General features: G+C 72.0%; 25 protein-coding genes. 14 read left to right on the plus strand and 11 right to left on the minus strand.

What is annotated here, in order from left to right; all coding sequences use genetic code 11:
• Positions 1-6: 6 nt before the first annotated feature.
• Entirely contained in the window at positions 7-366 is a 360-nt protein-coding gene (locus V5F67_RS07065) for a DUF6152 family protein (protein ID WP_394019758.1), read from the minus strand.
• A 292-nt stretch (positions 367-658) separates the two neighbouring features.
• Here V5F67_RS07065 and V5F67_RS07070 point away from each other — a divergent pair, with 292 nt between their 5' ends.
• Complete coding sequence (locus V5F67_RS07070) at positions 659-2095, plus strand: class II 3-deoxy-7-phosphoheptulonate synthase (protein WP_394019756.1); 1437 nt, start codon at positions 659-661, stop codon at positions 2093-2095.
• A 302-nt stretch (positions 2096-2397) separates the two neighbouring features.
• Complete coding sequence (locus V5F67_RS07075) at positions 2398-2853, plus strand: hypothetical protein (RefSeq protein ID WP_394019754.1); 456 nt, start codon at positions 2398-2400, stop codon at positions 2851-2853.
• A 15-nt stretch (positions 2854-2868) separates the two neighbouring features.
• On the opposite strand, the gene V5F67_RS07080 is transcribed toward V5F67_RS07075, so the two are convergent.
• Positions 2869-3306 (minus strand): dihydroneopterin aldolase, encoded by a 438-nt coding sequence (locus V5F67_RS07080; protein ID WP_394019752.1) that lies wholly within the window; start codon positions 3304-3306, stop codon positions 2869-2871.
• A 361-nt stretch (positions 3307-3667) separates the two neighbouring features.
• Between V5F67_RS07080 and V5F67_RS07085 the strand changes: the two genes are divergently transcribed.
• Positions 3668-4405: an SDR family oxidoreductase gene (locus V5F67_RS07085; RefSeq protein ID WP_394019750.1), complete on the plus strand. Its 738-nt coding sequence runs from the start codon at positions 3668-3670 to the stop codon at positions 4403-4405.
• A gap of 12 nt (positions 4406-4417) precedes the next feature.
• On the opposite strand, the gene V5F67_RS07090 is transcribed toward V5F67_RS07085, so the two are convergent.
• Entirely contained in the window at positions 4418-4912 is a 495-nt protein-coding gene (locus V5F67_RS07090) for a GNAT family N-acetyltransferase (protein WP_394019748.1), read from the minus strand.
• Positions 4913-5233: 321 nt separating this feature from the next.
• Here V5F67_RS07090 and V5F67_RS07095 point away from each other — a divergent pair, with 321 nt between their 5' ends.
• On the plus strand, positions 5234-5854 hold the full coding sequence (locus V5F67_RS07095) for a Maf-like protein (RefSeq protein ID WP_394019746.1): 621 nt from the start codon (positions 5234-5236) through the stop codon (positions 5852-5854).
• Positions 5851-6054 (plus strand): DNA gyrase inhibitor YacG, encoded by a 204-nt coding sequence (gene yacG, locus V5F67_RS07100; protein WP_394019744.1) that lies wholly within the window; start codon positions 5851-5853, stop codon positions 6052-6054. The genes V5F67_RS07095 and yacG overlap by 4 nt, the downstream gene beginning before the upstream one ends.
• Before the next feature lie 73 nt (positions 6055-6127).
• Here yacG and V5F67_RS07105 read toward each other — a convergent pair whose 3' ends face one another.
• The 4 genes from V5F67_RS07105 to V5F67_RS07120 form a co-directional block, all read right to left on the minus strand.
• Complete coding sequence (locus V5F67_RS07105; protein WP_394019742.1) at positions 6128-6862, minus strand: hypothetical protein; 735 nt, start codon at positions 6860-6862, stop codon at positions 6128-6130.
• 135 nt (positions 6863-6997) lie between these two features.
• On the minus strand, positions 6998-7711 hold the full coding sequence (locus V5F67_RS07110; protein ID WP_394019740.1) for a superoxide dismutase: 714 nt from the start codon (positions 7709-7711) through the stop codon (positions 6998-7000).
• Positions 7712-7869: 158 nt separating this feature from the next.
• Entirely contained in the window at positions 7870-8640 is a 771-nt protein-coding gene (gene budA, locus V5F67_RS07115) for an acetolactate decarboxylase (protein WP_394019738.1), read from the minus strand.
• Between the two features lie 107 nt (positions 8641-8747).
• Entirely contained in the window at positions 8748-9275 is a 528-nt protein-coding gene (locus V5F67_RS07120) for a DUF2478 domain-containing protein (RefSeq protein ID WP_394019736.1), read from the minus strand.
• 371 nt (positions 9276-9646) lie between these two features.
• Here V5F67_RS07120 and V5F67_RS07125 point away from each other — a divergent pair, with 371 nt between their 5' ends.
• Entirely contained in the window at positions 9647-10168 is a 522-nt protein-coding gene (locus V5F67_RS07125) for a cupin domain-containing protein (RefSeq protein ID WP_394019734.1), read from the plus strand.
• 246 nt (positions 10169-10414) lie between these two features.
• Here V5F67_RS07125 and glmM read toward each other — a convergent pair whose 3' ends face one another.
• Complete coding sequence (glmM, locus tag V5F67_RS07130) at positions 10415-11758, minus strand: phosphoglucosamine mutase (RefSeq protein WP_394020102.1); 1344 nt, start codon at positions 11756-11758, stop codon at positions 10415-10417.
• A 625-nt stretch (positions 11759-12383) separates the two neighbouring features.
• On the opposite strand from glmM, the gene V5F67_RS07135 reads away from it, so the two are divergent.
• On the plus strand, positions 12384-13385 hold the full coding sequence (locus tag V5F67_RS07135) for an adenosine kinase (RefSeq protein WP_394019732.1): 1002 nt from the start codon (positions 12384-12386) through the stop codon (positions 13383-13385).
• A gap of 8 nt (positions 13386-13393) precedes the next feature.
• Positions 13394-14701: an ATP-dependent DNA helicase gene (locus V5F67_RS07140; protein WP_394019730.1), complete on the plus strand. Its 1308-nt coding sequence runs from the start codon at positions 13394-13396 to the stop codon at positions 14699-14701.
• A gap of 226 nt (positions 14702-14927) precedes the next feature.
• Here V5F67_RS07140 and V5F67_RS07145 read toward each other — a convergent pair whose 3' ends face one another.
• The gene (locus V5F67_RS07145; protein WP_394020100.1) at positions 14928-16124 is read right to left on the minus strand and encodes an alanine racemase; all 1197 of its coding nucleotides are present in this window, start codon (positions 16122-16124) and stop codon (positions 14928-14930) included.
• 382 nt (positions 16125-16506) lie between these two features.
• On the opposite strand from V5F67_RS07145, the gene V5F67_RS07150 reads away from it, so the two are divergent.
• The 5 genes from V5F67_RS07150 (at position 16507) to V5F67_RS07170 (ending at position 20245) form a co-directional block, all read left to right on the plus strand.
• On the plus strand, positions 16507-17016 hold the full coding sequence (locus tag V5F67_RS07150) for a hypothetical protein (protein WP_394019728.1): 510 nt from the start codon (positions 16507-16509) through the stop codon (positions 17014-17016).
• Positions 17013-17690 carry a ribonuclease T2 family protein gene (locus tag V5F67_RS07155; protein ID WP_394019726.1) on the plus strand — a complete coding sequence of 226 codons (678 nt, stop codon included), beginning with the start codon at positions 17013-17015 and terminating at the stop codon, positions 17688-17690. Before V5F67_RS07150 ends, V5F67_RS07155 begins: the two co-directional genes overlap by 4 nt.
• Positions 17691-17703: 13 nt before the next feature.
• Positions 17704-18552, plus strand: coding sequence for a 23S rRNA (adenine(2030)-N(6))-methyltransferase RlmJ (locus V5F67_RS07160; RefSeq protein WP_509210622.1), 849 nt, complete (start codon positions 17704-17706; stop codon positions 18550-18552).
• A 12-nt stretch (positions 18553-18564) separates the two neighbouring features.
• Entirely contained in the window at positions 18565-19512 is a 948-nt protein-coding gene (locus tag V5F67_RS07165; protein ID WP_394022171.1) for a hypothetical protein, read from the plus strand.
• 136 nt (positions 19513-19648) lie between these two features.
• A complete protein-coding gene (locus V5F67_RS07170; protein ID WP_394022170.1) occupies positions 19649-20245 on the plus strand; it encodes a glutathione S-transferase N-terminal domain-containing protein in 597 nt (198 codons plus the stop codon).
• Positions 20246-20367: 122 nt separating this feature from the next.
• Here V5F67_RS07170 and V5F67_RS07175 read toward each other — a convergent pair whose 3' ends face one another.
• Both V5F67_RS07175 and V5F67_RS07180 read right to left on the minus strand, forming a co-directional pair.
• On the minus strand, positions 20368-20754 hold the full coding sequence (locus V5F67_RS07175; protein WP_394022169.1) for a DUF1236 domain-containing protein: 387 nt from the start codon (positions 20752-20754) through the stop codon (positions 20368-20370).
• 316 nt (positions 20755-21070) lie between these two features.
• On the minus strand, positions 21071-22504 hold the full coding sequence (locus V5F67_RS07180; protein ID WP_394022168.1) for an aspartate aminotransferase family protein: 1434 nt from the start codon (positions 22502-22504) through the stop codon (positions 21071-21073).
• Between the two features lie 379 nt (positions 22505-22883).
• On the opposite strand from V5F67_RS07180, the gene V5F67_RS07185 reads away from it, so the two are divergent.
• The gene (locus V5F67_RS07185; protein WP_394022167.1) at positions 22884-25823 is read left to right on the plus strand and encodes an outer membrane protein; all 2940 of its coding nucleotides are present in this window, start codon (positions 22884-22886) and stop codon (positions 25821-25823) included.
• The last annotated feature ends 4 nt before the right edge of the window (positions 25824-25827 follow it).

Genomic DNA, 25827 nt, shown 5'->3' on the forward strand with positions numbered 1-25827 from the left:
GCCGCCTCAGCGCAGTTCGACCGTTTTTCCCTCGACCGTTATGCGCTCGGCGCGCATCTCGTTCGCGGTGCGGGTGGAGGGATAGCCGTGGACGGCGACGATGGTGCCGGGCTTCAGCATCTCCTGCGTGAGGCCGCGCGCCTGCATGCGCGAGAGCGGGGCGAGCGTCGCTTCCCAGGTGGCGCCGTCATGCTTCAGCATCAGGTGGGCGTGGGGATTGACCCATTCCAGGTGCTCGACCGGCGCGGTGATGGTGAAGGCCTTCGCGGTGTCGTAGCTGCCCCATCCGTGATGGGCGAGCGCCGGCACCGCGGCGAAGGCGGCGAACAGCGTGCCGGCGGCGACGGCGAGACGGGCGAAGGTCATGGCGCTTTCCCTGTCCGTGGGGTCCGGCGCGCCCGAGGCGTCGGCCGGGGGAGCCCCCATCATGCCATCTTCGGCGTCCGCTTTGCGGCGCGCGGCGCGCGGGCGGATCACAACGGCGTGCGCCCGGCCGGCCGCAACCGGGCGTGGGCTTTGCCGTGGTGACCCTCACTTTCGGGGGGCGCGTTCCTCGTGTATAAGCCCGCCTTCCGGTCCAGGGCGCGAACACAAGAGGAACGCGGCACGGGCCGGTCCGGCACGAAGGCGTACCGGAACCCATCTCCAGGAGAGTGAAATGGTGACCCGCCCGCAATCCGCATCCGTCCCTGGCGCCGAGGCTTCCCGCCGCGCCGAAGGCTGGCGTCCGGATAGCTGGCGATTTTATCCCGGCCTGCAGATGCCCGATTATCCGGACAAGGCCGCGCTGGGAGACGTGGAAGCCAAGCTCGCCTCCTACCCGCCGCTGGTCTTCGCCGGCGAGGCCCGCCGGCTGAAGGCCGAGCTGGCGCGCGTCGCCAAGGGCGAGGCGTTCCTGCTCCAGGGCGGCGACTGCGCCGAGAGCTTCGACGAGCATTCGGCCGACAACATCCGCGATTTCTTCCGCGTCTTCCTGCAGATGGCGGTGGTGATGACGTTCGCCGGCGGCTCGCCGGTGGTGAAGGTGGGCCGCATCGCCGGCCAGTTCGCCAAGCCCCGCTCCGCCGACACGGAGACGGTGGACGGCGTGACGCTGCCCTCCTACCGGGGCGACATCGTCAACGACATCGCCTTCACCGAGGCGGCGCGCGTGCCCGACCCGCGCCGGCAGATCGAGGCCTACCGCCAGTCGGCGGCGACCCTCAACTTGCTGCGCGCGTTCGCGAACGGCGGCTATGCCAACCTCGAGAACGCGCACCAGTGGATGCTCGGCTTCGTGAAGGACAGCCCCCAGTCCTCGCGCTACCAGGAACTGGCGGGCCGCATCACCGAGGCGCTCGACTTCATGCGCGCCTGCGGGATCAACCCGCAGAGCCACCCGGAGATGCGGACCACCGACTTCTTCACCAGCCACGAGGCGCTGCTGCTCGGCTACGAGCAGGCGCTCACCCGCGTGGATTCCACCTCCGGCGACTGGTACGACACCTCCGGCCACCTGCTGTGGATCGGCGACCGCACCCGCCAGGCGGACCATGCGCACGTGGAGTTCTTCCGCGGCATCCGCAACCCGATCGGCATCAAGTGCGGCCCCTCGCTCTCGGGCGAGGGCCTCATCCGCCTGCTCGACATCCTCCAGCCGGACAACGAGGCCGGCCGCATCACCCTGATCTGCCGCTTCGGCGCCGACAAGGTGGGCGAGCACCTGCCCGGCCTCATCCGGGCGGTGGAGAAGGAGGGCCGCACGGTGGTGTGGTCGTGCGATCCCATGCACGGCAACACCATCAAGGCGGCGTCGGGCTACAAGACCCGGCCGTTCGAGCGCATCCAGTCGGAGATCCGCTCGTTCTTCGACATCCATGCGGCCGAGGGCACGTTCGCCGGCGGCGTGCACCTGGAGATGACGGGCAAGAACGTCACCGAGTGCACCGGCGGCGCCCGCGCCATCTCGGACGAGGACCTGCGCGACCGCTACCACACCTATTGCGATCCGCGCCTCAACGCCGAGCAGGCGATCGAGACCGCCTTCCTGGTGGCCGAGCTGCTCAAGCGCGAGCGCCTCGCCCGCGGCCGGCCGCAGGTGGTGGCGGCGGAGTGATCCGCCGCGACCACAAAAGGCACAGGCCGGTGGCGGCGGAGTGATCCGCCGCGACCACAAAAGGCACAGGCTGGTGGCGGCGGAGTGATCCGCCGCGGCCACAAAAGGCACAGGCCGGTGGCGGCGGAGTGATCCGCCGCGATCGCGCAAGGACGGAAGGCCGGGGGCGTCCGCTCCCGGCCTTTTTTCTTGCCGCGACCTGCTTCGCGCCGGCTTCGCGCCGCGCAAGCTCGTGCTGGACCTCGCTACCGTGGTTGCGGCACTCTACGCGCCGGTTCCCTCCGCCAACCCGAGAGCCGCCCATGTATCTCGCCGCGATCCTGGTCCTCATGGCGGCCCTGCCGCTCGGCTCCGTGGCGGTGGAATGGGCCGTCCATGGCGGCGGCCTCGTGCCGCTCGCGCTCAAGTGGTTCGTGTTCTGGGCGGCGGGCGTGCGCCTCCTCACCGCCGGCCTGCGGCAGATCACCAAGCCGCTGTTCACCTCGCGGGACATCCTCGGCGTCGCCGATCCCAAGGCGGCGGTGCTGGTGCGCGAGCTCGGCTTCGCCAACACCTCCATGGGCGCGCTCGGCATGCTGTCGCTGCCGTTCCCGTCCTTCCTGGTGCCGGCGGCGGTGACCACCGCCCTGTTCCTGGCGCTGGCCGGGGTGCAGCACGCGATGCGCGGCGGCGGCAACGCCAAGGAGCGGATCGCCATGGTGTCGGATCTCGCCATGGCCGCCGTGCTGGGCGCGCTGGTCCTCGCGGCGGTGCCCTGAGCGAGGGAATGCGGCTCAGGTGCCGGGCGGGCGCAGGCGGAACACCTCGACGCCCACCGCCTCGGTCTCCGGGAAGATGTAGGGCTTCACGATGGAGACCCGGCAGGCGTCGATGCGCGGGTCGGCGAAGCAGAACGCCACCAGCTCCTCGGCCCAGGTCTCCAGCAGCGGCGTGTGCGGGCGCTTGGGCCAATCGCGGGTCACCAGCGCGCGGATCGGGTCGTAGTCGATGATGGTGGAAAGGCTGTCGCCGAGCCGCTCGCAGCGCGCGTACATCTCCACGTCGACGATCACGCGGGTGGGATGCTCGGGGTGGGTCTCCCACGGGTGCAGGCCGACATTGATGTCGGTCTTCATGCCGCGCACGATGATCTTCTGGTGGCTCGCGAAGGGATCGAAGGCCGGGCGTGCCGTCGCGGCCGCCGGGGAGTGGGTCGTCTCGTCCTGCTTCATGCCCTGATCCGTCGGCCTCCGGCCGGCTCCCGTCCCATGATGCGCGGGGACAGCCGCCCCGCGCCCCTGCGCTGCCGATACGGCCAAAGCCTAGCCCCGGATCGCCCGGCGATAAAGCCGGCGGGCCGTCGCCCCTTCCGGCCCCTCCGGCCTTCGGCGGGAGGGGCGATACCCCCATCGATGGCGCAGGCCTCTGCCAAAGCCTGCCCTCTCCCCGAGGGAGAGGGGCCGTGCCCCGGCGGAACCGCAGGCCGGAGCGGGTAACGATGCGTCGGACGTGCCCCCTTCATTTGCCGGGCGAGATGTGACACACGGCGCTGCGCGGCCCGCTGAAGCCGCGCGGTCCCATGGAGGCGCGAACATGCGAGAGCCCCAGAGCGTCCCCAGGGTCGCGCTCGTCACCGGCGCCGCCTACCGGATCGGCCGCGCCATCGCGATCGACCTCGCGGCGCACGGCTACGGCGTCGCGCTCCACGCCAACCGGTCGGCGGACGCGGCGGCGGCGCTGGCGGCCGAGATCGCGGCCGACGGCGGGCGCGCCGCTCTGGTGGTGGCCGACCTCGCCGAGACCGGACGCCTGCCGGCGCTGGCGGCGGACGCCGAGGCGGCGCTCGGCCCGCTCGGCGTGCTGGTGAACTGCGCCGCTTTGTTCGAGGACGACGGGGCAGGGGTGGACGCCGCCGCCATGGAGCGGCATTTCCGCGTCAACACGCTCGCGCCTGCCGTGCTCGCCGACCGCTTCGCCGCCCGCCTGCCGCAGGGCGCGGACGGGGTGGTGGTGAACATCCTCGACCAGCGGGTGCTGCGGCTCACCTCGGATCATTTCTCCTACGGCGTCTCGAAATCGGCCCTGTGGGCCGCGACGCGCATGCTGGCCGAGCGCCTCGCGCCACGCGTGCGGGTGCTCGGCATCGGCCCCGGCCCGGTGCTGCCGCACGAGGGCCTCGCCCCGGAGGCGTTCGCGCGCGAGGTGGCGGCGACGCCGCTCAAGCACGCCCCGCGCCTTGCCGACTTCGGCCGCACCATCCGCTATTTCGTCGAGACGCCCTCGCTCACCGGGCAGATGCTGGCGCTCGATGCCGGCCAGCACCTGGTCTGAGACGGCGCGCCGTCAGACCGTGACCGGCCCCGCGACCCCTTCGAACGCGCCCGGCGCCAGCTCGCACACCAGCAGCCGCGCCGGGTCCACCGGGCCGGGCAGGGTGACGCGGCCGGCCGGCACGCGGGCGAAGCCGAAGCGGGCGTAATAGGGTTCGTCCCCCACCAGGATCACGAGGCGGTGGCCGCCATTGCGGGCGGCCTCCAGCGCCACCTCCATCAGCCGCGCGCCGATGCCCACCGACTGGAACGGCGGCTCCACGGTGAGCGGACCCAGCAGCAAGGCGGGATGTTCGCCGATCCGCACCTGCGTGAGGCGCACCGAGCCCACCAGCATGGTGCCGACGCGGGCGGTGAAGGACAGATCCGGCGCGTGCGGCGCCTGCTCGCGGATGCGGAACGCGGTGCGCGCGAACCGGCCGGGGCCGAAGGTGCGCTCATGGAGCCGCTCGATGGCGGGCACGTCCTGGGGCTGCTCGAGGGCAAGGAGAAGGGGAAGCTCTGTCATGGCCTATTTCGGATCGGCAGGCGCTGGCGCCCGCTGATCCGGCGCCGGGGGGAACCCGGGGGCGGTCAGGCGGGCAGGCGAAGGGACGCGCTTGCGCGCGGTCCGTCCTCTCGTCGTCGCAGCCGGAGCGCCATGGCGCCTGATCCTCGTGCCGATTGAGGGGCGGGCGATAGCATGCCGCGCGGGGCGGGTCCAGTGGCTCCGGCGGGCGCCGCGAAGCAACTGCCCCGTTCACACCGGCGGCCCTTTCCATTAGCGTGCCGGCCGCGGGCGGCTGCGCCCGGAAGGCACGGTCGCCAGCGCGGAAAGGGTCTCGATCCCGTGGAAGACAAGGTGAAGCTCGTCCTCGCGTCCGGCTCGCCGCGCCGGCTCGCGCTCCTCAACCAGGCCGGGATCGAGCCGGACCTGCTGATGCCGGCGGAGCTGGACGAGGCGCCCGAGCGGGGCGAGCTGCCGCGCCGCCTCGCCCAGAGGCTCGCCGAGGAGAAGGCGCGGCTGGTGGCGGCACGTGCCAACGACGCGGGCATCCCGGCCCTGGTTCTGGCCGCCGACACGGTGGTGGCGGTGGGCCGGCGCATCCTGCCCAAGCCGGAGCTGACCGACGAGGCCGAGGCGTGCCTCAGGCTGCTCTCGGGGCGCACCCACCGAGTCTATACCGGCATCTGCGTCATGGACAGGAAGCGCCGCGCCCATACGCGCCTCGTGGAGACGCGGGTGCGCTTCAAGCGCCTGTCGCGCGACGAGGTGGCGGATTATCTCGCCTGCGGCGAGTGGCGCGGCAAGGCGGGCGGCTATGCCATCCAGGGCATCGCCGGGGCGTTCGTGCTCAAGCTCGTGGGCTCCTACACCAACGTGGTGGGGCTGCCGCTCGCCGAGACCGTGGGCCTGCTCGCCGGCGAGGGCTACGACGTGCGCGCCGGCTGGGTGGAGCGCGCGGCGTGAGCGCGGCCGACGCGCCGGGGCAGGCGCCGGCGGCGAAGCCCTGCCCGATCTGCGGCAAGCCGGCGGTGGAGAAATATCGCCCGTTCTGCTCCAAGCGATGCGCCGACGTGGACCTCAACCGCTGGCTCTCCGGCGCCTACGCCATCCCCGGCGCCCCCGAGGAGGACGAGGACGGGGAGAGCGGGCCGCCGGAGCGCTAGAGCGCGATCCGACCAAAAGCAAAGCGGACGCCTCCTCCGCCCGGCTTGCGGTGCGGGCCGGGCGGCGGGCGCTCTACCGGTAGAGCACCCAGAACAGGCCCACCGTGGGATTGGCCGCGCGCACGGCGGCGTCGGAGGAGGAGAAGAACTTCGGTCCCGCCACCCGTCCCTGCACCTGGTCCAAGACCGTGGCCGGCAGCGCCAGCTGCAGCCCGAGCCGGCAGCCGCCGCCGAGATTGGCGAGCTTGCCGCCCTGCCAGTCGGCCACCACGCCCCCGGCGGGGCCGCTGAAGCCCTGGATGCGGAACGCCCGCCCGTTGGCCTTCTCCACGTCGGCGAGGCTCGCGCCGATGCCGAGGCCGTTGACGGTCCAGGCGGTGGCCTCGGTGAAGGCGACGCGGCGCGGATTGGTCATGCCGATGGCGTCGCCCCAGGCGATGTCCAGGCGCAGGGCGGGATCGCCGGGCAGCAGCACCGTGCCGTTGGCGACCGTGCCGTCCGGCTCCATCACCGGGGCGGAGATCACGTTGGCCTGGCCGAAATCGGCGGCGATGTTGATGGCGGTGGTGTTGGGCGCGAACGGGCCCTGGCACACGAACTGGCGCGGCCCGGCGGTGGGCTTGGGGATCGAGACCACCGTCTCGGCATAGTCGCCGAACGCATCCGTCTCCTTCACGACCCCGGTGCCCCAGCTGTCGGGCGAGCCCTGGCAGGCGGCGAGCGCCAGCACGACGAGCGCGATGAGGGCGAACGCGAGCGCGGCGCACGTCGAGCGCGTGAGGGAACGGGTGACACAACGCTCGGACATGGGGTTCTCCCGCAACCCTGCCGTCTTACCGGTTTCGCGGCAGGCTCGCCAGGGGGCCGCGCCGGGGCTCTGGCGTCATGGTTGACGGCGACCGCCTGCCGGACCGGGAGATCGCCGCCGACCGGCCGCTACGGCTCAGCCGAAGCGCTCGGAGACGTAGGCCCAGTTCATGCGGTCGTCGAGCACCGCCTTCACGTGAGCGGTGCGCCTGTTCTCCCAATCGAGATAGTAAGCGTGCTCCCACACGTCGATGCCGGCGAGCACGGTCTTGCCGTCGGGCAGCGGGTTGATGGCGTCCTTGAGGCCCACCACCGCCAGCTTGTCGCCATCGCGCACCAGCCAGACCCAGCCGGTGCCGAAGACGCCGTCGCCGGTGTCGGTCATGGCCTTCTTGAGGCCCGCGAGGTCGCCGAAGTCGCGCTTCACCGTGTCGGCGAAGGCGCCCTTGGGCGGGTTCGGGCCGCCCTTGAACTCCATCCAGTAGAGGTCGTGGTTCCAGGCCTGGGCGGCGTTGTTGAACACCGGCGCGTCATTGGCCTTGCGCGAGGCGACGACCACCTCCTCCAGCGACATGTCGGCATAGGGCTTGCCGGCGACGAGGGTGTTGAGCTTGTCGTAATAGCCCTTGTGGTGCTTGCCGTAGTGCAGGCCCACGGTGCGCGCCGAGATGGTGGGGGCGAGCGCGCTCTCCTCGTAGGGCAGAGGCGGCTGCTGGAACGGCGCCGCCGCCCGCGCGATGCGCGGCATGGCGAGGGTGGCGGCGGCGCCCGCCAGCGCCAGCGCGTCGCGCCGGCTCAGGGCGGCAGGGATGGCAGCAGGGATGGCGGCGGCGATGCGGGGTGCGGTCATGGCGCGTGTCCCATGGGGTTTCCTCAACCCCCATCAACGCGGCGATGCGGCTGCGGTTCCGCTTGCGCGCGGGGCGCCCGCGAAAAATTCCCGGGCTCAGCGCGTGGCCCGCTCCGCCGTGTCGAGCGCCGCCTCGGTGTCGCCGGAGAGGTCGGCCTTCAGGAAGGCGGCGGTCTCCGGCATGGCGAGCGGAAGTCGTCGAGCCGCTCCATCTCAAGGCGGATGCCGGCTCCCGCGCAGCCCAGCACGTGGCCGCCGCGGCTGAGGTCGGCGCTGATGAAATGCAGGTGCCAGCCGGGGATGCCGATGCCGCGCGCATAGGCCGGCGTGTAGAAGCCCACCATGGTCCCCGGCACGTCCTGATGGCGGAACTCGGCCTGGTGGCTGGTGGCCTCCACCAGCGTCTCGTGCGCGCCCGCCTTGCAGGCGACGCGGTCGTGGACCGTCGCGAAGCGGCCCGAAAGGCGCACGGCGTAGAAGATGTTGTCGCTGTCGCGCCGCGCGTCGAGCCGGGCCAGGAGCTCCGCCATGGAGGCGAACGGCGCCAGCGTGTCCTCGCCTTGGGGGGTGAAGTGCGTGACGAGGGCGAACGGCACCTGCATCCCGTCCTCCGCGCGGTGGATCGTGCCGTCCGACCGCATCTGGAAGAAGGCGCCGTCGAGGGCGATCATCTCGCCGTCGAGGCCGGCGAAGGTGCCGAGGCCGAAATCCCCGTGCTCGCGCAGGGTGCCCACCGACACCACGCCGCCGAACAGCCCCTCGACGATGGCGCCCGAGGTGGAGACCTGGAACAGCGTGCCGTGCTCCACCTGGAGCGCGTCGGCCAGCGCCCGGGAGACGATGTGGTCGATGCTCTCCCCGGTCCCGGCGGCGGCGCGCGCCAGCGCGTCGAGGAGCGAGGCCGAGACCTCGCAGGTGAGCTTCGGCATGGCGGCTCCGGGCGCAGATTCGATGCCGCAGACTAGCCGACCACCGGCCGCCGGCGAAATCCCGCGCCGGCGCCGGCGCGTGGTATAGGGCGCGTCAGGCGGCGCGCTCAGCCGGCGACCACCTCGGCCATGCCCCACCAGGCATCCACCGCGTCGAGATGGGCCGGGGCGATGCTGGCGAGGTCGCCGACGAAGCCGTCCCATTCCGCCCGCACGGTGGGCGAGACCGAGGTGAGCACGCACATCTCGGACGCCACGGCGGCGTGGAAGGCGCTGGTGAGGCCGCGGCCTTCCGCCTCCTGGCGGCCGAACTTCGAGAGCACGACCACGGTGTCGGACATGTCGCCGCCCTCGGCGAGGCGCGCGGCGATGGCGCGCTCGACGCCGGCGGAGGCGGCCGCGAGCCCGGCCGGGTCGAGGCTGCACCCGGCGGCGCCCGGGCCGAGGTCCTGGTGCAGGCGGTGGGTCTCGCCGGAGACGAGGTCGAGCAGCAGCACGTCCTCGTGCCCGCCGCCCTCGGGCAGGTGCTCGATCACGCCGATCACCCGCACGCCCCCCGCCGCCAGGCGGCGCGCGGCCTTCGCCAGCAGCGCCTGGATCACCTCGCGGTCCGCGCCCTGGAGGGCAAGGATCATGGGACGTTCGAGCGGCATCGGTCGGTCACCCGCGGCCCGCGCGCCCGGCCAGGGGCCTGCGGGCAGGCTGCTTCATTCACTCTGCCTATTATGCGCAGCGCAGCAAGCCTGTCAGCCTCGGAGAATCCCGAGGCCGGCGCGGCGGCGCCAAGGGGCGGGTCGGGCGAGCCGGCACAGGGGCAGCCCAGCCTTGCGGCGCAAGGGATGCAGTGGGTTGGAACGGCGCTCCGGGTGTGCTTGTCTGACGCACGCAACCGCGGGGGTCAGACATGATTGATCGCAGCCGACGGAGCTTCATTGCCGGCACCGCGCTTGCTGGCACCGCGCTCGCCGGCGCGGGCCTTGCCTCATCCAGTGCGCCGGGAGAGACCATGCCCCATGACATGACACACGAGGACGTCATGCGGCTGCTCGCGCTGGAGCCGAACGCCACCTGCGGCTACGTGCGCCTCACCTATGTGAGCAAGGAGCGGATCGCCCCCGGCGGGCTGGCGGTCCCGTTCGCGGACGGGCGGCCCATGGGCTCGGCGCTGTTCTTCATGCTGACGCCCGCCGAGCCGGTGAAGCTGCACCGCATCCGCAACGACCAGCTCTACCACTATTATCTCGGCGATCCGATCGAGGTGCTGCTGATGCTTCAGGACGGCACCGCCGCGCGGCACGTGGTCGGGCCGGACCTCAAAGCCGGGCACAAGGTGCAGCTGTTCATCCCCGGCGGCACGTTCCACACCGCGCGCGTCGCCGGATCCCGGCGCTGGTTCCTCGGCGGGTCCACCGAATGGCCGGGGGTCGAGCCGCAGGACGTGGAGCTCGGCAAGGCCGACGAGCTCGCGGCCCGCTTCCCCGCCGTCGCCGAGCAGATCCGCACCTGGCCGCTGCCGGCCAAGGGATAGCGCGGGTTCGGCCGGGATGGCCGCAGCGTGATTGCGCGGCGATGGCCGAAGACCCGAGGCCGCCCCCCCCCCGTTCGCGTCCCCTCTCCCCATGCGGGAGAGGACGGGGCGAGGGGTTCCGCCGGCCTTCGAGAGTTCCCGCGGGTGGCTGGGCAACCGTCATCCGTCCCTCTCCGACGAGGGGAGAGGGGGCACGGCAATGCCTTTCGGTGAGGGCCGGTATCCGCACCGGCGCCAGGGCGTCCCTCAGGCGGCGACGCGCTGGAGCGCGTCGATGACCTCGTCCACCACGGTCTCCACCAGCTCGCGGTCCTCGCCCTCGCCCATGACGCGGATCACCGGCTCGGTGCCCGAGGGGCGGATGAGGAGGCGGCCGGTGTTGGACAGGCGCTGCTCGCCGCGGGCGATAGCCTTCTTCACCGCCTCGTTCTCCAGCGGCCTGCCGGAGCCGTAGCGCACGTTCTTGAGGATCTGCGGCATCGGCTCGAAGCGATGGCACACCTCGGATACCGGCTTGCCGCTGCGCGCCACCACCGCCAGCACCTGGAGCGCGGCCACGAGGCCGTCGCCGGTGGTGGAATAGTCGGACAGGATGATGTGCCCGGACTGCTCGCCGCCCACATTGTAGCCGTCCGCGCGCATGCGCTCGAGCACGTAGCGGTCGCCGACGGCGGTGCGGGCCAGGGTCAGGCCCTCGCTGGCGAGATAGCGCTCGAGGCCGAGGTTCGACATCACGGTGGCGACGATGCCGTCGCGCGACAGGCGGCCGTCCACCTTGAAGCTCTCGGCCACCACCGCCATGAGCTGGTCGCCGTCCACCACGTGGCCCTTCTCGTCGACGATGATCACGCGGTCGGCGTCGCCGTCGAGGGCGATGCCGATGTCGGCGCGCACCTCCCGCACCTTGGCCGAGAGCGCGCCGGTGGAGGTGGAGCCCACGTCGCGGTTGATGTTGAGGCCGTCCGGCTCGACGCCGATGGAGATCACGTCCGCGCCCAGCTCCCACAGCGCCTCGGGGGCGACGCGGTAGGCGGCGCCGTGGGCGCAGTCCACCACCACGCGCATGCCCTCGAACGACTGGTTCCGGGGCAGGGTGCCCTTGGCATATTCGATGTAGCGCGCGTGCACGCCCTCAAGCCGCTTGGCGCGGCCGATCTCGGCCGGCTTGGCGAGCCGCTTGGAGAGGTTCTGGCCGACCAGCCCCTCGATCTCCCGCTCCACCTCGTCGGAGAGCTTGTAGCCGTCCGGACCGAACAGCTTGATGCCGTTGTCGTCGAACGGATTGTGCGAGGCCGAGATCATCACCCCGAGGTCGGCGCGCATGGAGCGCGTCAGCATGCCGACGGCGGGGGTGGGCATCGGTCCGAGCAGGAACACGTCCATGCCCACGGAAGTGAAGCCCGCCACCAAGGCGGTCTCCAGCATATAGCCCGACAGGCGCGTGTCCTTGCCGATCACCACCCGGTGGCGGTGCTCGCCGCGGCTGAACACGAGGCCGGCCGCCATGCCGACGCGCAAGGCGAGGTCCGCCGTGAGCGTGGCGTTGGCGCGGCCACGCACGCCGTCGGTTCCGAAATACCTGCGAGACATGGAGTCCTCGTGCGGATTCTCGCCACTCTTGCCGCCATTTACCACTCGCGGCGAGGCCCCGCCATCCTTCTGCGTCACATGGTCTACCGGCATACCGCCGACAGGCCCCGAGGGGGGCTCCCAGGGCGTCGCGGCCTCCGCCCGAAGGGGATCGGCGGCAGCGCCTTGCGCCTCCGGCCGGCCATCGGACCCGGCAGCGAGCGCCGCCACGAGCCGCTCGAACGAGGCGACCGACCGGCGCACCTCCTCCGGGCTCAGCTCCCAGATGGACGTCCCGCGGGGTGGCTCCGGCGCGCGGCCACCGATGCGTTCGAGCAGTTCGCGCATGCTCTGGGCAACGGCGGACATGGCACCCCAGCCTGCGCGCCCCTCGTGCGCCCCGCCAGACGCGTAACCTGAGGCCAGATCCGTCACCGATGGTTCTCCCTGCGTGGAGCTTGTGCGTGCGGGGGGCACGACCCGGCGGTGGCGGCGCGGACGATTGCGTCCCGCCTGCCTGCACCCGCCGCGTGCGGACGCCCAGCCTCGCCGCACGCCGTTCATTTTACCGGTAAAGGTTAAGACTGCTTGCACGACAACGGCCCGGCGTGCACAAGACCTGCTTTCCACCGGAGACCGCCTTGCCGTGACCAGTCCCAGCCTCGACGTGCTCGCCATCGGAAACGCCATCGTCGACGTGCTCGCCCGGGCGGAGGAGGACTTCCTCGCCACCCACGGCATGGCCAAGGGCGGCATGACGCTGATCGACGAGGCGCGCGCCGAGGCGGTCTACGGCGCCATGGGGCCCGGCACCGAGGCCTCGGGCGGCTCGGCGGCCAACACCGCCGCCGGCATCGCCTCGCTGGGCGGCAAGGCGGGCTTCATCGGCAAGGTGCGGGACGACGTGCTCGGCACGGTGTTCGGCCACGACATCCGCGCCGCCGGCGTCGCCTATGCCACCGCGGCCGCCACCGACGGCCCGGCCACCGCGCGCTGCCTGATCCTCGTCACGGCGGACGGCGAGCGCACCATGAACACCTATCTCGGCGCGGCGCAGAACCTCACCACCGCCGAGATCGACGCCGCCATGGTCGAGCGCGCCAAGGTGACCTATCTCGAAGGCTATCTCTGGGACCCGCCGGCGGCGAAGGAGGCGTTCCTCGAAGCCGCCCGCATCGCCCACGGCGCCTCCCGCGAGGTGGCGCTGACCCTCTCCGACGCCTTCTGCGTCGACCGCTATCGCGGCGAGTTCCTGGACCTGATCCGCTCCGGCACCGTGGACCTCGTGTTCTGCAACGAGGCGGAGCTGAAGTCGCTCTACGAGACCGCCGACTTCGACGCGGCTCTGGTCGCCCTGCGCAGGGACGCGAAGCAGGCGGTGGTGACGCGCTCGGAGAAGGGCGCCTCCTTCGTCACCCCCGGCGCCGTGGTCTCGGTGCCGGCGCGGCCGGTGGAGCGCGTGGTGGACACCACCGGCGCCGGCGACCTGTTCGCCGCCGGCTTCCTGGTGGGCCATGCGCGCGGGCTCGACCCGGCCACCTCGCTGCGCCTCGGCGCGCTGGCGGCGGGCGAGATCATCTCGCAGATGGGCGCCCGGCCCCAGCGCAGCCTCCTCGACCTCGCCCGCGAGGCGGGGCTTCTCTCCTGAGCGGGGCATTGACCGGCGCGGGCCGCGAGATCGAAGGCCCGGACGGCGACGCCCAGTCGGCGCGCGCGCTCGCCGCCATCGACCGCGGCGCGCGGGTGGTGATGGTGCTGGGCGGGGCCGGTACCGGCAAGACCACCTTCCTGCACCGGCTGCGGCGCGAGCCGCGCGGGCGCCAGGTGTTCCTCGCCCCCACCGGCGTCGCCGCGCTCCAGGTGGGCGGGCAGACCATCCATTCCTTCTTCGGCATCCCGCCGCGCCTGCTCAACCCGGACGAGGTGAAGCCGCGGGTGCAGGTGCGCCGGCTGCTCAAGAAGCTCGACCGGGTGGTGATCGACGAGATCTCCATGGTGCGCGCCGACCTCCTGGACGCGGTGGACATCTCGCTGCGCATCGCCCGCGACACTTCCGAGCCGTTCGGCGGCGTGCAGATGGTGCTGGTGGGCGACTTCCTCCAGCTGCCGCCGGTGGTCCCCATGGCCGAGCAGGAGATGCTCGGCCGGATGGGATACGAAGGCCCGTTCGCCTTCCAGTCCAAGGCGCTGGCGGAGCAGGAAACCGACGGCGTGCCCTTCGCCCACGTCCACCGCCAGACCGACCGCGCCTTCATCGCCATGCTGGACGCGCTGCGGCGCGGGCGCGGCGCGCGCGAGGCGGCGGAGGCGCTGAACGCCGCCTGCGTGCGGCCGCACCGCGACGGCGCGCAGCCGGTTCTGCTCACCCCCACCAATGCCCGCGCCGACGCCTACAACGCGCGCGGCCTCGCGGCGCTGCCGGGGGAGGGGAGGGCCTTCGGCGGGCTGATCAAGGGCGAGTTCGGCCTCGACGGCGACCGCCTGCCGGTGCCCGAGCAATTGGTGCTGAAGCCCGGCGCCCGCGTCATGGCGCTGCGCAACGATCCGGCCCGGCGCTGGGTCAACGGCTCGGTGGGCACGGTGCTCGGCCTCGGCGCCCACAGCGCGGTGGTGAGGCTCGACGCCGGGCCGGTGGTCGAGATCGAGGCCTTCACCTGGGAGCGCATCCGCTACGGCTGGGACGAGCCGGGCGGGCGCCTGGAGACGCAGGTGGTGGGCACCTTCACCCAGCTTCCGCTCGCGCCCGCCTGGGCGCTCACCATGCACAAGGCGCAGGGCCTGACGCTGGACGACGTGCGCATCGACTTCGGCGACGGCGCCTTCGCGCCGGGCCAGGCCTATGTGGCGCTCTCCCGCGCCCGCTCGCTGGAGGGCCTCTCGCTGGTGCGCGAGATCCGCGGCACCGACGTGCGGGTGAACCGCAAGGTGGCGGCCTTCATGGAGGCGTTCGAGCAGGCGGGGTGAGGGGGGCGCACGCCCTATCGTCTGTGCCCGTCGCCCTCCGGCTTGACAGGAGGGCCCAAGGACCAGGCCGCCTCTCCAGCCGCGAGGATGGATGCTCCGGTCAAGCCGGAGCATGACGGCGCAAACGACAGGCGTGCCGGCCCCCCCCGCCCCTGCCCCCCGCAAGGGGGGAGGGGATCGCGTAACGGATGCCGGGGGAGACTCACTTGCGAACTCCGAGCCCCTCTCACCCCTCCGGGGCCACGCCCATCCTTCGCTCCGGCTCGCCGAAGCCCTCCGGCGCCGGGCCGGCCTCGAACGGCTCCTCCACCTCCACGAAGGTGTCGGGATAGAAGCCGTTGAAGCGCGTGCGCAGCGAGAGCGAGTAGGCGCCGATGTGGCCGATCTCGATCCAGTCGCCGGTGTCCACGCTCTCCGGCAGGAAGAACGGGCGCGAGAGCACGTCGACGCTGTCGCAGGTGGCGCCGTAGATGCGGAACGGCGCGATCCTGTCCGCGCGCCCCGGCCGGCGGCGGCGCGCCGGGTCGGGGATGTGGCGCACCGGCAGGACGATCTTGCCGGTCCAGGAATCCGACAGCGACGCCCAGATGCCGTCATTGATGTAGAGCCGCTGGCCCTTCTTCAGCAGCACCCGCGCGATCACGGAGAAGGCGCGGGCGACGATCACCCGCCCCGGCTCGGCCACCAGGGGAACGCCGGCGAAGCCGCCGCGCTCCACCGCGCCCGTCAGGCGGGCGATGATGTCGGCGAGCGGCGGCATTACCGTCTGCGGCCGGCGCGGGTCGGCGGCATAGGTGGCGGGAAAGCCGCCGCCCACGTCGAGCGCGACGATCGGCACGCGCGCGGCCTCGCGCACCTCGGCGGCGGTGGCGACCGCGCGCTCGTAGGTGGCCGCGTCCTCCACCTGGCTGCCCACGTGGAAGCAGATGCCGCATCTGATGCCGAGGCCGTCGATGCGCTGGAGCAGCTCGGCCGCGTGCCCCGGCGCGGCGCCGAACTTCTTCGACAGCTCGTAGGCCGCCTCGCCCTTGGAGGCGATGCGCACGAACAGGGTGAGGTCCTGCGGGTCGAGGTCGAGCGCGCGCACGATGCGCACGATCTTCGCCACCTCGTCCTCGTGGTCGAGGGCGGTGACGCGGATGCCGTAGTGCTCCAGGGCGAGGCGGATGTCGGCCTGCGCCTTCACCGGGTGCATGTAGAGCAGCTCGGCCTCGGGCGCGACCGCGCGCGCGGCGGCGAACTCGTGCGGGCTCGCCACGTCGAAGGCGGTGATGCCGGCGCGCGCCAGCGTCTCCAGCACCATGGGCTCGTCGTTGGTCTTCACCGCATAGGCGGTGCGGCCGGGAAAGGCGTCGAGGAAGGCGCGGGCGTCGGCGGCCAGCACCGAGGGGCGGAAGCAGTAGACCGGATGGTCGGGCCGCATCTCCAGCGCCGCCTCCCGTCCCGAGGAGAAGCGCGGCAGCGGACGGCCGGCGGCCTCGGTCCGGCGGCTGTCGGGCGCGGAGCGGAACGAGGTCATGGCGGTCTCCCCATCGGTCTTTGCTCCCGCCGGCCTGCGGCGGCGGCGCCATCATGCCTCATGGCGGGGCATTCGGGCGACGGCGCGGCGGATTGCCTGGGGCGGGCGCGATTTTCTCCCCCGGTGTGTCCCGCCTGCGCTTGACGGACGGCGGACGCCCGCCCCATCGTCCGGCCGGAGCGGGGTGCGTGCGGGCGCCCCTTTGGCGTTGGCGCGCCGCGGCGCGCCTTCTGGACGGGGGGATGCCGCGCTCGGGCGCGCCCCTGCGAGACGGTGGAGAGGATCAATGGCCGATCGGGTGCGCGGTTCGGTTCCGGCTGCCGCGGGCATGCGCCGCCAGGGTCTCCTTGGCATGATGGCGGCCGCCTTCGCGGTTCTGGCGCTTGTCGCAGTCACCGCGCCGCACGCGCGGGCCGCGAGCCTGCTGGAGAAGAATTTCTGGCTCTCCGGCCCCAATTACAGCGGCATCGTGCCGGCCTGCGACCAGCAGGAGGCGCTGAACATGATCGCCTCGCGCTTCGCCGAGACCGAGCGCATGTACTGGAACTCGACCCTCGCCATCACCAGCTTCGACAAGCTCAGCGAGATCGCCTTCCGCCCCTGGGGTCCGGAATACCAGCCGCGCCGCTATTGCAGCGCCCGCGTCTTCACCAACGACAACAAGCAGCGCGCCATCTACTACTCGATCATCGAGGATGGCGGCTTCATCGGCGCTTCCTGGGGCGTGGAGTGGTGCATCGTCGGCCTCGACCGCAACTATGCCTACGCGCCCTCCTGCAAGATGGCGCGCCCGTGAGCCTTGAGGGCGCGCGCCGCCTCGCCGCGGCGCTCCTCGGCGCGCTGCTGCTCGCCGGCCTCGCGCCGGCGGGGGCCTCGGCCCAGCAGGACATTCCCGGCCGGTTCGACTTCTACGTGCTCTCGCTCTCCTGGTCGCCCACGTGGTGCGAGGACCAGGGCGCCGGGGCGGAGCGCGAGCCCCAGTGCTCCCGCGCCCGCCCCTTCGCCTTCGTGGTGCACGGCCTGTGGCCGCAATACCAGCGCGGCTTCCCGCAATATTGCGTGCGTCCGGCGCCCTACGTGCCCAACGACCTGCTGCGCGCCATGACCGAGGTGATGCCGAGCCGCGGCCTGATCCTGCACCAGTGGCGCAAGCACGGCACCTGCTCCGGCCTCGGCGCGCAGGGCTATTTCGATCTGGTGCGGCGCGCCAAGGCCAAGGTCGCGATCCCGGCGGAGTTCCAGCGCCTCAACACCTACCGCATGGTGGCGCCGGCCGAGGTGGAGGCCGCCTTCCGCGCCGCCAATCCCGGCCTCGCCCCCGACATGATCTCGGTGGACTGCGACAGCCGGCGGCTGCGCGAGGTGCGCATCTGCATGAGCCGCGACCTCGCCTTCACGCCCTGCCCCGAGGTGGACCGGCGCGCCTGCCGCCAGAACAAGGTGGTGATGCCGCCGGTGCGCGGCGGCTGAGCCCGGCGCCGGGATGAACTATCAGCACGCCTTCCATGCCGGCAACGGCGCCGACGTGGTGAAGCACGCCGCGCTGGCGCTGATCCTCGCCTATCTCAACCGCAAGGACGCGTCCTACCGGGTGCTCGACACCCATGCCGGCGCCGGCCTCTACGACCTCGCCGGCGCCACGGCCCAACGCACCAAGGAGGCGGACGGCGGCATCGAGAAGGTGCTGGCCGCCGACCTGCCGGAGCGCGCCGCGACGCTGCTCGCCCCCTATCTCGATGCGGTGCGCGCGCTCCGGGCGGACGGCAGCCGCCGCTATCCGGGCTCGCCCGCCCTCGGGCTCGCGCTCGGCCGGCCGCAGGACCGCTTCCTGTTCTGCGAGACCAACCGCGAGGAACGGGCCAAGCTCGAGAAGCGGGTCGGCGCCGACCCGCGCGCCAAGATCCTGCCCCAGGACGGCTGGCAGGCGATCGCCGCCCATTTGCCGCCGCGCGAGCGGCGCGGGCTGGTGCTGGTGGACCCGCCGTTCGAGGAGCCGGGCGAGTTCCAGCGTCTCGCCGAAGGTCTCGCCGCCGCCCACCGGCGCTTCGCCACCGGCATCGTCATGCTGTGGTATCCCATCAAGGACCTCCAGGCGGTGGACGCCTTCCGCCGCGATGTGGCGCGGCTGCGGCTGCCCAAGACGCTCAAGGTGGAAGTGGACTTCTCCGAGGTGCGCCGCCTCGACACGCTGTCTGGCTCGGGGCAGATCATCGTCAACCCGCCTTTCACCCTGGCGGACGACCTGCGCACCGTGCTCACGGCGCTGGCACCGATCATTTCGCGGGACGGGAAGGGACGTGTGCGGGTATCCTGGCTCACCGGCGAGCTTTGAAAGGGGATGCACATGGTCGTGGTGTGGTTGCGGAACGTTCTTGTCGTCTGCGGTCTCGTCATCGCCGCGGCGATGCCCGCGGCCGCCGCCTGGACGCCCACGCCCTTCGCGCCGCCGGTCGGCAGCCGCTGGCTGGTGGTGGTGGAGGACAGCGTCGTCGACGCCACGCGTTCCACCACGCGGACCGCCACCTACAAGTTCGATCTCCGATACGTCGCCCGCGAGGGCGAGGGCTACCGCATCTCGTACATGCTGCTCGACGCCGCCGTGAGCGGCAACGCGCCGTCCGTGCTGCTGGCGCGTGGCGCGGTGGAGGCGCTGCGCGGCGTCATCGTGCGCGCCGTCACCGATGCCGCCGGCAGGCCGGTGCGGGTGGAGAACGAGGATGCGGTGCGCAATTCCATGCGTGGGCTCAGCGCCCGCTTCCTCACCCCCTACCGTGGCAATCCGCAGCTGACCCAGCTGCTCAACCAGGTGTTCGAGCAGCTGCTCACCGCCACCGGTCCCGAGGCGGCGGAAGTCTTCCTGAGCCCGCTGCCGCAGCTGGCGGGCGCGCAGAACACGACGCTGAAGCCGGGCGAGGAGCGCCGCTCCAAGAGCGACCTGCCGAGCCCGTTCGGCGGCACCATCGCCAGCGTCAAGGTGGAGAAGCTCGGCCCGGATCCGAAGCCCTCCGACTACAAGGTGATGGAGACCGAGACCTTCGACGAGGCCTCGCTGAAGGCCGCCATCGCCGCCCTCACCGAGCGCCTCGCCCCGGCGGCCGGCGGGGCGAGCGGCGCCGACATCCGCGCCAGGCTGCCCGAGATCAAGCTGTCGGTGACCAAGACGCGCACCATCGACGTGAAGGACGGGATCGCCCGGGCGGCGCGCACCGAGGAGGCGACGCGCGGCAGCGGCGGGGACGTGAGCAGCGAGCGCACGCGCACCGTCAACGTGACCGTCACGCGCCTGCCCTGACGCCGGCGCCCGCCGCCGCGAAGACGATGGCATGGGGCGCGCGATCCCCTTATGCTGCCCGCGCCCTCCCCGCGGCCTCGCCGCCGCTTGAGCCAACAATCAGCTTGAGCCAACAATCGACCGGAAGCGCCCTCCGATGCTGCTGCGTCTGTCCTCGACCTCGCCCTTCGCCCGCAAGGCCCGCCTCGCCGCCGCGTTCCTCGGCATTCCGCTGGAGGAGAAGATGGCGGACACCGCCAGCAGCTCCGACAGCCTGCGGATCGAGAACCCGCTCGGCAAGATTCCGACGCTGATCGCGGACGACGGCGAGAGCTATTACGACAGCCGCGTGGTCCTGGCCTATCTCGACCACGTGGCCGGCGGTGGCCGGATCATTCCGGCCGATCCCAAGGCGCGGCTCGCCGCCATGCGCCTGGAGGCGCTCGCCGACGGGCTCATGGATGCCGGCGTGCTGGTGCTCTACGAAGGCCGCTTCCGCCCCGAGGACCGCCATGAGCCGCGCTGGCTGGAGTACCAGAAGGACAAGATGGCGCGGGCCGTGGATGCGCTGGAGAAGCTCACGCCCAACGGCGCCGATGTGAACAACGGCACCATCACGCTCGCCTGCGCCCTCGGCTTCCTCGACTTCCGCTTCGGCGGCGAATGGCGGGCGAGCCATCCCCGCCTGGTCGCCTTCCAGGAGGCGTTCGCGGCAGCCTGCCCCCGGTTCGAGGACACCAAGCCCCACGCCTGAGGCCGTGGCCCGCTTCGGTCCTGCGCCCGGCACGCGGGCGTGCCCGTGGGCGCACCCATGGGCACTTTGCGGGCCGGCCGGCGCGCCATCGTCTCGACGGCAAGCGCCGGCCGGCCGATCCGTCAGTTGACGATGTAGAGCACCTTGCGGGTGCCGGGCTCGACGATCACCCGCTGGTCGTTGACCACCGAGTATTCGTAGCTGCTGTTGGGGATGTCGTAGAGCACCACCTGCTTCGGCAGGGGACGGCCCACGACCACCTCCTCGCGCACCGCCACCGACGGGCGGCGCTCCTTCACCACATAGGCACGCACCTCGGCGGGCGGCTCGGCCGCGGCGCCCACGGTGGCGCCGACCGCGCCGCCGACCACGGCGCCTACGGGGCCGCCGACGACCGCGCCGACCGCGGCGCCGCCGACGGCGCCGGTGGCGGTGGAGGCCTGGGCGAAGGCGAGGCTCGGCGCCATCACAGCAATTGCGGCCGTGCCCACAAGCATCTTGCGGATCATGTCCTGTCTCCTCGTTCGTCAAACTGTGTGATCAAGAACGGCGAGACCAAGAGTTCGTTCCATGATGACGCAGCGTCCGGAATATTGTCCGGACCGTGGCAGGCGTCGTCATTTTATATTCAAACAATATTGAAGCGAGCCGGGAGCTTTGCCAGAAAACTACAGCGCAGCCGTTCGCCACACCTCTCGCCCTTGTTGCGTGCCGGGGATCTATCTGGACATGCGGCTGAAGGCTCGGACGGCAGACGACACCCGACGCCGTCATGCCTGGGACAAGCCCGGGCATGACGGGGAAGCCGGGCCGGCGCTCCGCGCCTCAGGCGGATGCGCGGGCGGGAACGCGGGGGACGGGCACCATCAGGCCGCGCTTCAGCAGCTCGGCATAGGTCAGGTCCAGCACGCGCCAGGCGGTGGCCACCAGCTCGTCCGCCTCCTCATGGCTGAGCGTGAAGGGCGGGGCGAGGATCATGCCGTCGCGCACCGCCCGCATCACCAGGCCCTCGCGGAAGGAGAGGTCGCGGCAGATGAGGCCCACGGTGCCTTCCTCGGCGGCGAAGGCGGCGCGCGTCGCCTTGTCGGGGGTCAGCTCCATGGCGCCGATCAGGCCCACCATGCGCGCCTCGCCCACCAGCGGATGCTCGGCGAGCTTGAGCCAGCGCTCCTGGAGATAGGGGCCGATGTCGCTCTTCACCCGGGCGACGAGGCTCTCCTCGTGCAGGATCCGCAGGTTCGCCAGCGCCGCCGCGCAGCCGCCGGGATGGCCGGAATAGGTGTAGCCGTGGTTGAAGTCGCCGCCATGCTCGATGAAGCCCTCGGCCACCCGATCGCCGACGATCACCCCGCCCAGCGGGAAGTAGCCCGAGGTCACGCCCTTGGCGAAGGTGATGAGGTCCGGCCTCACCCCCATATATTGGCAGCCGAACCATTCCCCCGTGCGCCCGAAGCCGCAGATGACCTCGTCGCAGACCAGCAGCACGTCGCGCTCGCGGCAGATCTTCTCCACCTCGGGCCAGTAGTTCGGCGGCGGGATGACGACGCCACCCGCCCCCTGGATCGGCTCGCCGATGAAGGCGGCGACGTTCTCCGGCCCCGCCTCGTCGATGGCGCGGGCCACCTCGCGCGCGGCGTGGAGTCCGAACGCCTCGCGGCTCATCTCGCCCCCCTCGGCCCACCAGTAGGGCTGCTGGACGTGGATGATGCCGGGGATGGGCAGGCCGCCCTGGGCGTGCATGGGCTTCATGCCGCCGAGCGAGGCCCCGCCCATGGTGGAGCCGTGATAGCCGTTGCGCCGGGAGATGAAGATCGACTTCTGCGGCCGGCCGAGCGAGGCCCAGTAGTGGCGCACCATGCGCAGCACCGTGTCCACCGCCTCCGAGCCGCCGGAGGTGAAGAAGACGCGGCTCATGTGCGCCGGCGCCACCTGCGAGATGGCGGCGGCAAGCTCGGCGGCGGCGGGATGGGTGGTCTTGAAGAAGGTGTTGTAATAGTCGAGCTCGCGCAGCTGGCGGGCGATGGCGTCGACGATCGCGTGCCGCCCATGCCCCACCTGCGAGCACCACAGGCCCGACATGCCGTCGAGGATGCGGTTGCCCTCGCTGTCATAGACATAGACCCCCTCCGCCCGGGTGATGACCCGCACCCCCTCGGCGTTCAGCGCCTTGGTGTCGGAGAAGGGATGCAGGTGATGCGCCGCGTCGAGGGCGCGCCAGTGGGCGGTGGAGTTGGACACAGGGGCCGAAGCCGACGTCACGATGGAATGCTCCCGCAAAGCTGCATGATAGCGCCACGGTCCTCGAACGGCCGTGTCCGGCCGCCTGCGCGATCCGCCCGCGAACCCGCGGCCGGAGGCTGATCGGCCGGCCGGCGCCGACGACGTGGGGCGGCCGTGGCCGGAGCGCATCCCGCGCGCGAGAGGCCACGAGCGGCGATCCCAGCCCCGAATTCCGCCCCGACGGCAAGCCTCGGCCAAGCTCGCTCGCCGTCCTGCGGCCGTCAAGGGCTGTGGCCGCGGCACGTCGGCGGCACACCGGATGATGGCGCGCGGGGCCGGATGCAGCTTTCCGATGATACCGTCCGGCACCAAATGCGTTAACCTTATGGCCAGGGATGATGGGGATTGGGATGGGCACATGATTCGCGGCGCATTCCTGGCCTCTGCTTGCGCATTCGCTTGTCTTCTGGCGCCGTCGGCGCGCGCCGACGACGGGCCGCCTGCGGCGCCGGGAAGCTGGACCGGCTTCTATTTGGGCGCCTATGCCGGGTCCGCTTTGGTGGACACCTGGTGGGGCGATGCGAACGGCGTTCTGGCGCCGCGGCCCGCCCAGCGCCTGCCGGCGCTCGGAACCGCCACCGCGGCCGTGGTGGGCGGGCAGGTCGGCTACAATCACCAGATCGGCGACGTGGTGCTGGGCGTCGAGGCGGACCTCGGCACCGGCTCGCTCTACGGCATCTCGCGCTGCGGCTTCGACTGGACCTCGCTCTGCACCTCGGGCACCGACCTCGTGGGCACGCTGGCGGCCCGCGCCGGCATCGCCTTCGGCAGCGTGCTGCTCTACGGCAAGGCGGGGCTCGCCCTCGCCCATACCGCCTTCTCGGCAGCCGGAAGCGGCTATCAGGGCGAGATTTCCGGCTCGCAGACGCTCTCGGGCTGGACCGCCGGCGGCGGCGTCGAGCTGGCGCTCACGCCCTCGGTGTCCGTGAAGGTGGAGTATGCCTATCTCGACCTCGGCGGCGGCACGCCGACGCTGGCCGACGGCACGGCGCGCGCCAACATCGACCTCATGCAGTCCGCGCAGATGGTGAAGCTGGGCGTGAACGTGCGCCCCGGCGCGGCGCCGTTGCCGGGCACGCGCCCCGTTCCCACCGCCGCGGGACACGACTGGTCCGGATTCTATGTGGGCGCCCACGCGGGCGGCGCCTGGGGCCGCGACACGTGGACCGACGCCACCGGCTTCCTGGCAAGCGCCGTGACGACCGGCGCCATCCCGGGCGGCGGTGGCGCCATGGGCATGTTCGGCGGCGTGCAGGCGGGATTCAATCTCCAGGCGGGCTCCCTTGTGGCTGGCATCGACGCCACCGCCAGCGCCGCCACCATCGGCGGCTATTCCAAGTGCCTCACCGACTACGCCTCCTTCACCAATTACGCGTGCCGCAACACCGTGAAGAGCCTCGGCACCATCGCCGGCCGGCTCGGCTACGGCTTCGGCGACGCGCTCATCTACGGCAAGGCGGGCGCCGCCTGGGCCTCCGGCACCGTCGACCTGCACGAAGCCTACAAGGGCCCCCTCTACGCCGCCGGCGCCACCCGCTGGGGCTGGCTGCTGGGCGCCGGCGTCGAGTACGCGCTGACGGACCGCGTCTCGGCCTTCATCGAATACGACCACCTGGATTTCGGCACCGACGACATCACCTTCGCCGACGGGCGCCGCACCGCCACCGCGAGCCTCGACCAGAGCCTCGACCTGGTGCGCATGGGCGTGAACTATCGCTTCGGCCCGGCCTCGCCCGCGGCCGGGCCGTCCGTGCCCGCCGCCCCGGCGGGCTGGACCCTGGAGGTCGGCGCCCGATACGTCCTGAGCACCGGCCACGCCTCGTTCGACCTGTTCAGCCCGCAGGACGGCGCCCAGCTCAACTCCCGCCTCTCCTATGGGGATTCCACCGGCCAGGCGCCGGAAGCGTTCTTCCGCCTCGACCACGACAGCGGCGTGTTCCTCAAGGGCCAAGGCGGCATCGGCACGCTTTCGGGCGGAATGCTCATCGACGAGGACTTTCCGCCCGTGGAGATGCCCTATTCGAGCACGCGCAGCCCTCTGAAGGCCGGGAGCTTCGCCTATGGCGGCATCGATCTCGGCTACGATTTCATCCGCGGCCCGTCGGGCACCCTCGGCGCCTATGTGGGCTATCGCGGCGCCTACGATAAGTTCCTGGGCTACGGCTGCTGGCAGGTCGCCGGCAATCCGGACGTCTGCGCCGACACGGCAACCGGCAAGCGGCCGGTGCAGCTGGTGCTCGGCGAGACCGCCTCCTGGCAGGGGGTGGCGCTCGGCCTCAACAGCCGGCTCGCCCTCGCCCCGCGCCTGCGGCTGGAGCTGGACGCGGCCTATCTGCCCTACGCCATCCGCACCGGCTACGACAATCACTGGTGGCGCGGCGACATCAACCCGCAGCCGGAGACCGGAAGCGGCTGGGGCACCCAGGCGCAGGCGGTCCTCACCTACGCCCTCACCGACCGGTTCGACGTGGGCATCGGCGCGCGGTACGAATTCCTTGCCACCACCACCGCCTCGACGCAGTTCACGACGCCCGTCCAGCGCTCGCCCGAGACCATCGCCAGCGAGCGCTACGGGGCGTTCGTGCAGGCCTCCTACCGCTTCGGCGACGTCGCGCCCGAGACCGAGCCGCGCACCGCCGCGGCGGTCAACGCGGCGGAGCCTGCGACCGACTGGACCGGCTTCTATGCCGGGGCGGCCCTCGGCTCGGGCAAGGGGCACACCACCTACGCCTCGCCCTTCGCGACCCCCGTCAACGGCGACGCGGTGAACCTCGGCGGGGCGCTGGCCGGCGGGCAGATCGGCGCCGACTACCAGTTCGGCGCCCTGGTGGCCGGGGCCGAGCTCTCCGGCGCCTGGGCCCGCATGGTGGGCACCAACACCTGCTTCGCCTCGGCGCCACCCCCGGCGGGGTTCAACTGCGGCACCGGCATCGAGGCGCTGGGTGCGCTGACGGCGCGGCTCGGCTACGCCTTCGGCCGGTCGCTCCTCTATGCCCGCGGCGGCGCCGCCTGGGCGCGGCAGAACGATGCCTTCAACACCCATCCGCCCCAACCCCGGCGCCTCACCGAAGTGGGCACCAACACGGGATGGACCGCGGGCGCCGGCATCGAATATGCGCTGCTGCCCGACCTCTCGGTGGGGCTCGAATACCGGCACTACGCGTTCGGCGCCGGCGACCGGTTCGTCGCCCCGGCGCCGCCTTCGCTCGCCGGCGTGAGCGTCGCGCCCGACACGCTGCGGCTCGACACCGTGGCGCTGACGCTGAACTATCGCTTCGGCACCGGCGGCGGGCGCTGAACCC

It is taken from the genome of Xanthobacter pseudotagetidis, from assembly GCF_043194795.2.
Lineage (GTDB): Bacteria > Pseudomonadota > Alphaproteobacteria > Rhizobiales > Xanthobacteraceae > Xanthobacter > Xanthobacter tagetidis_A.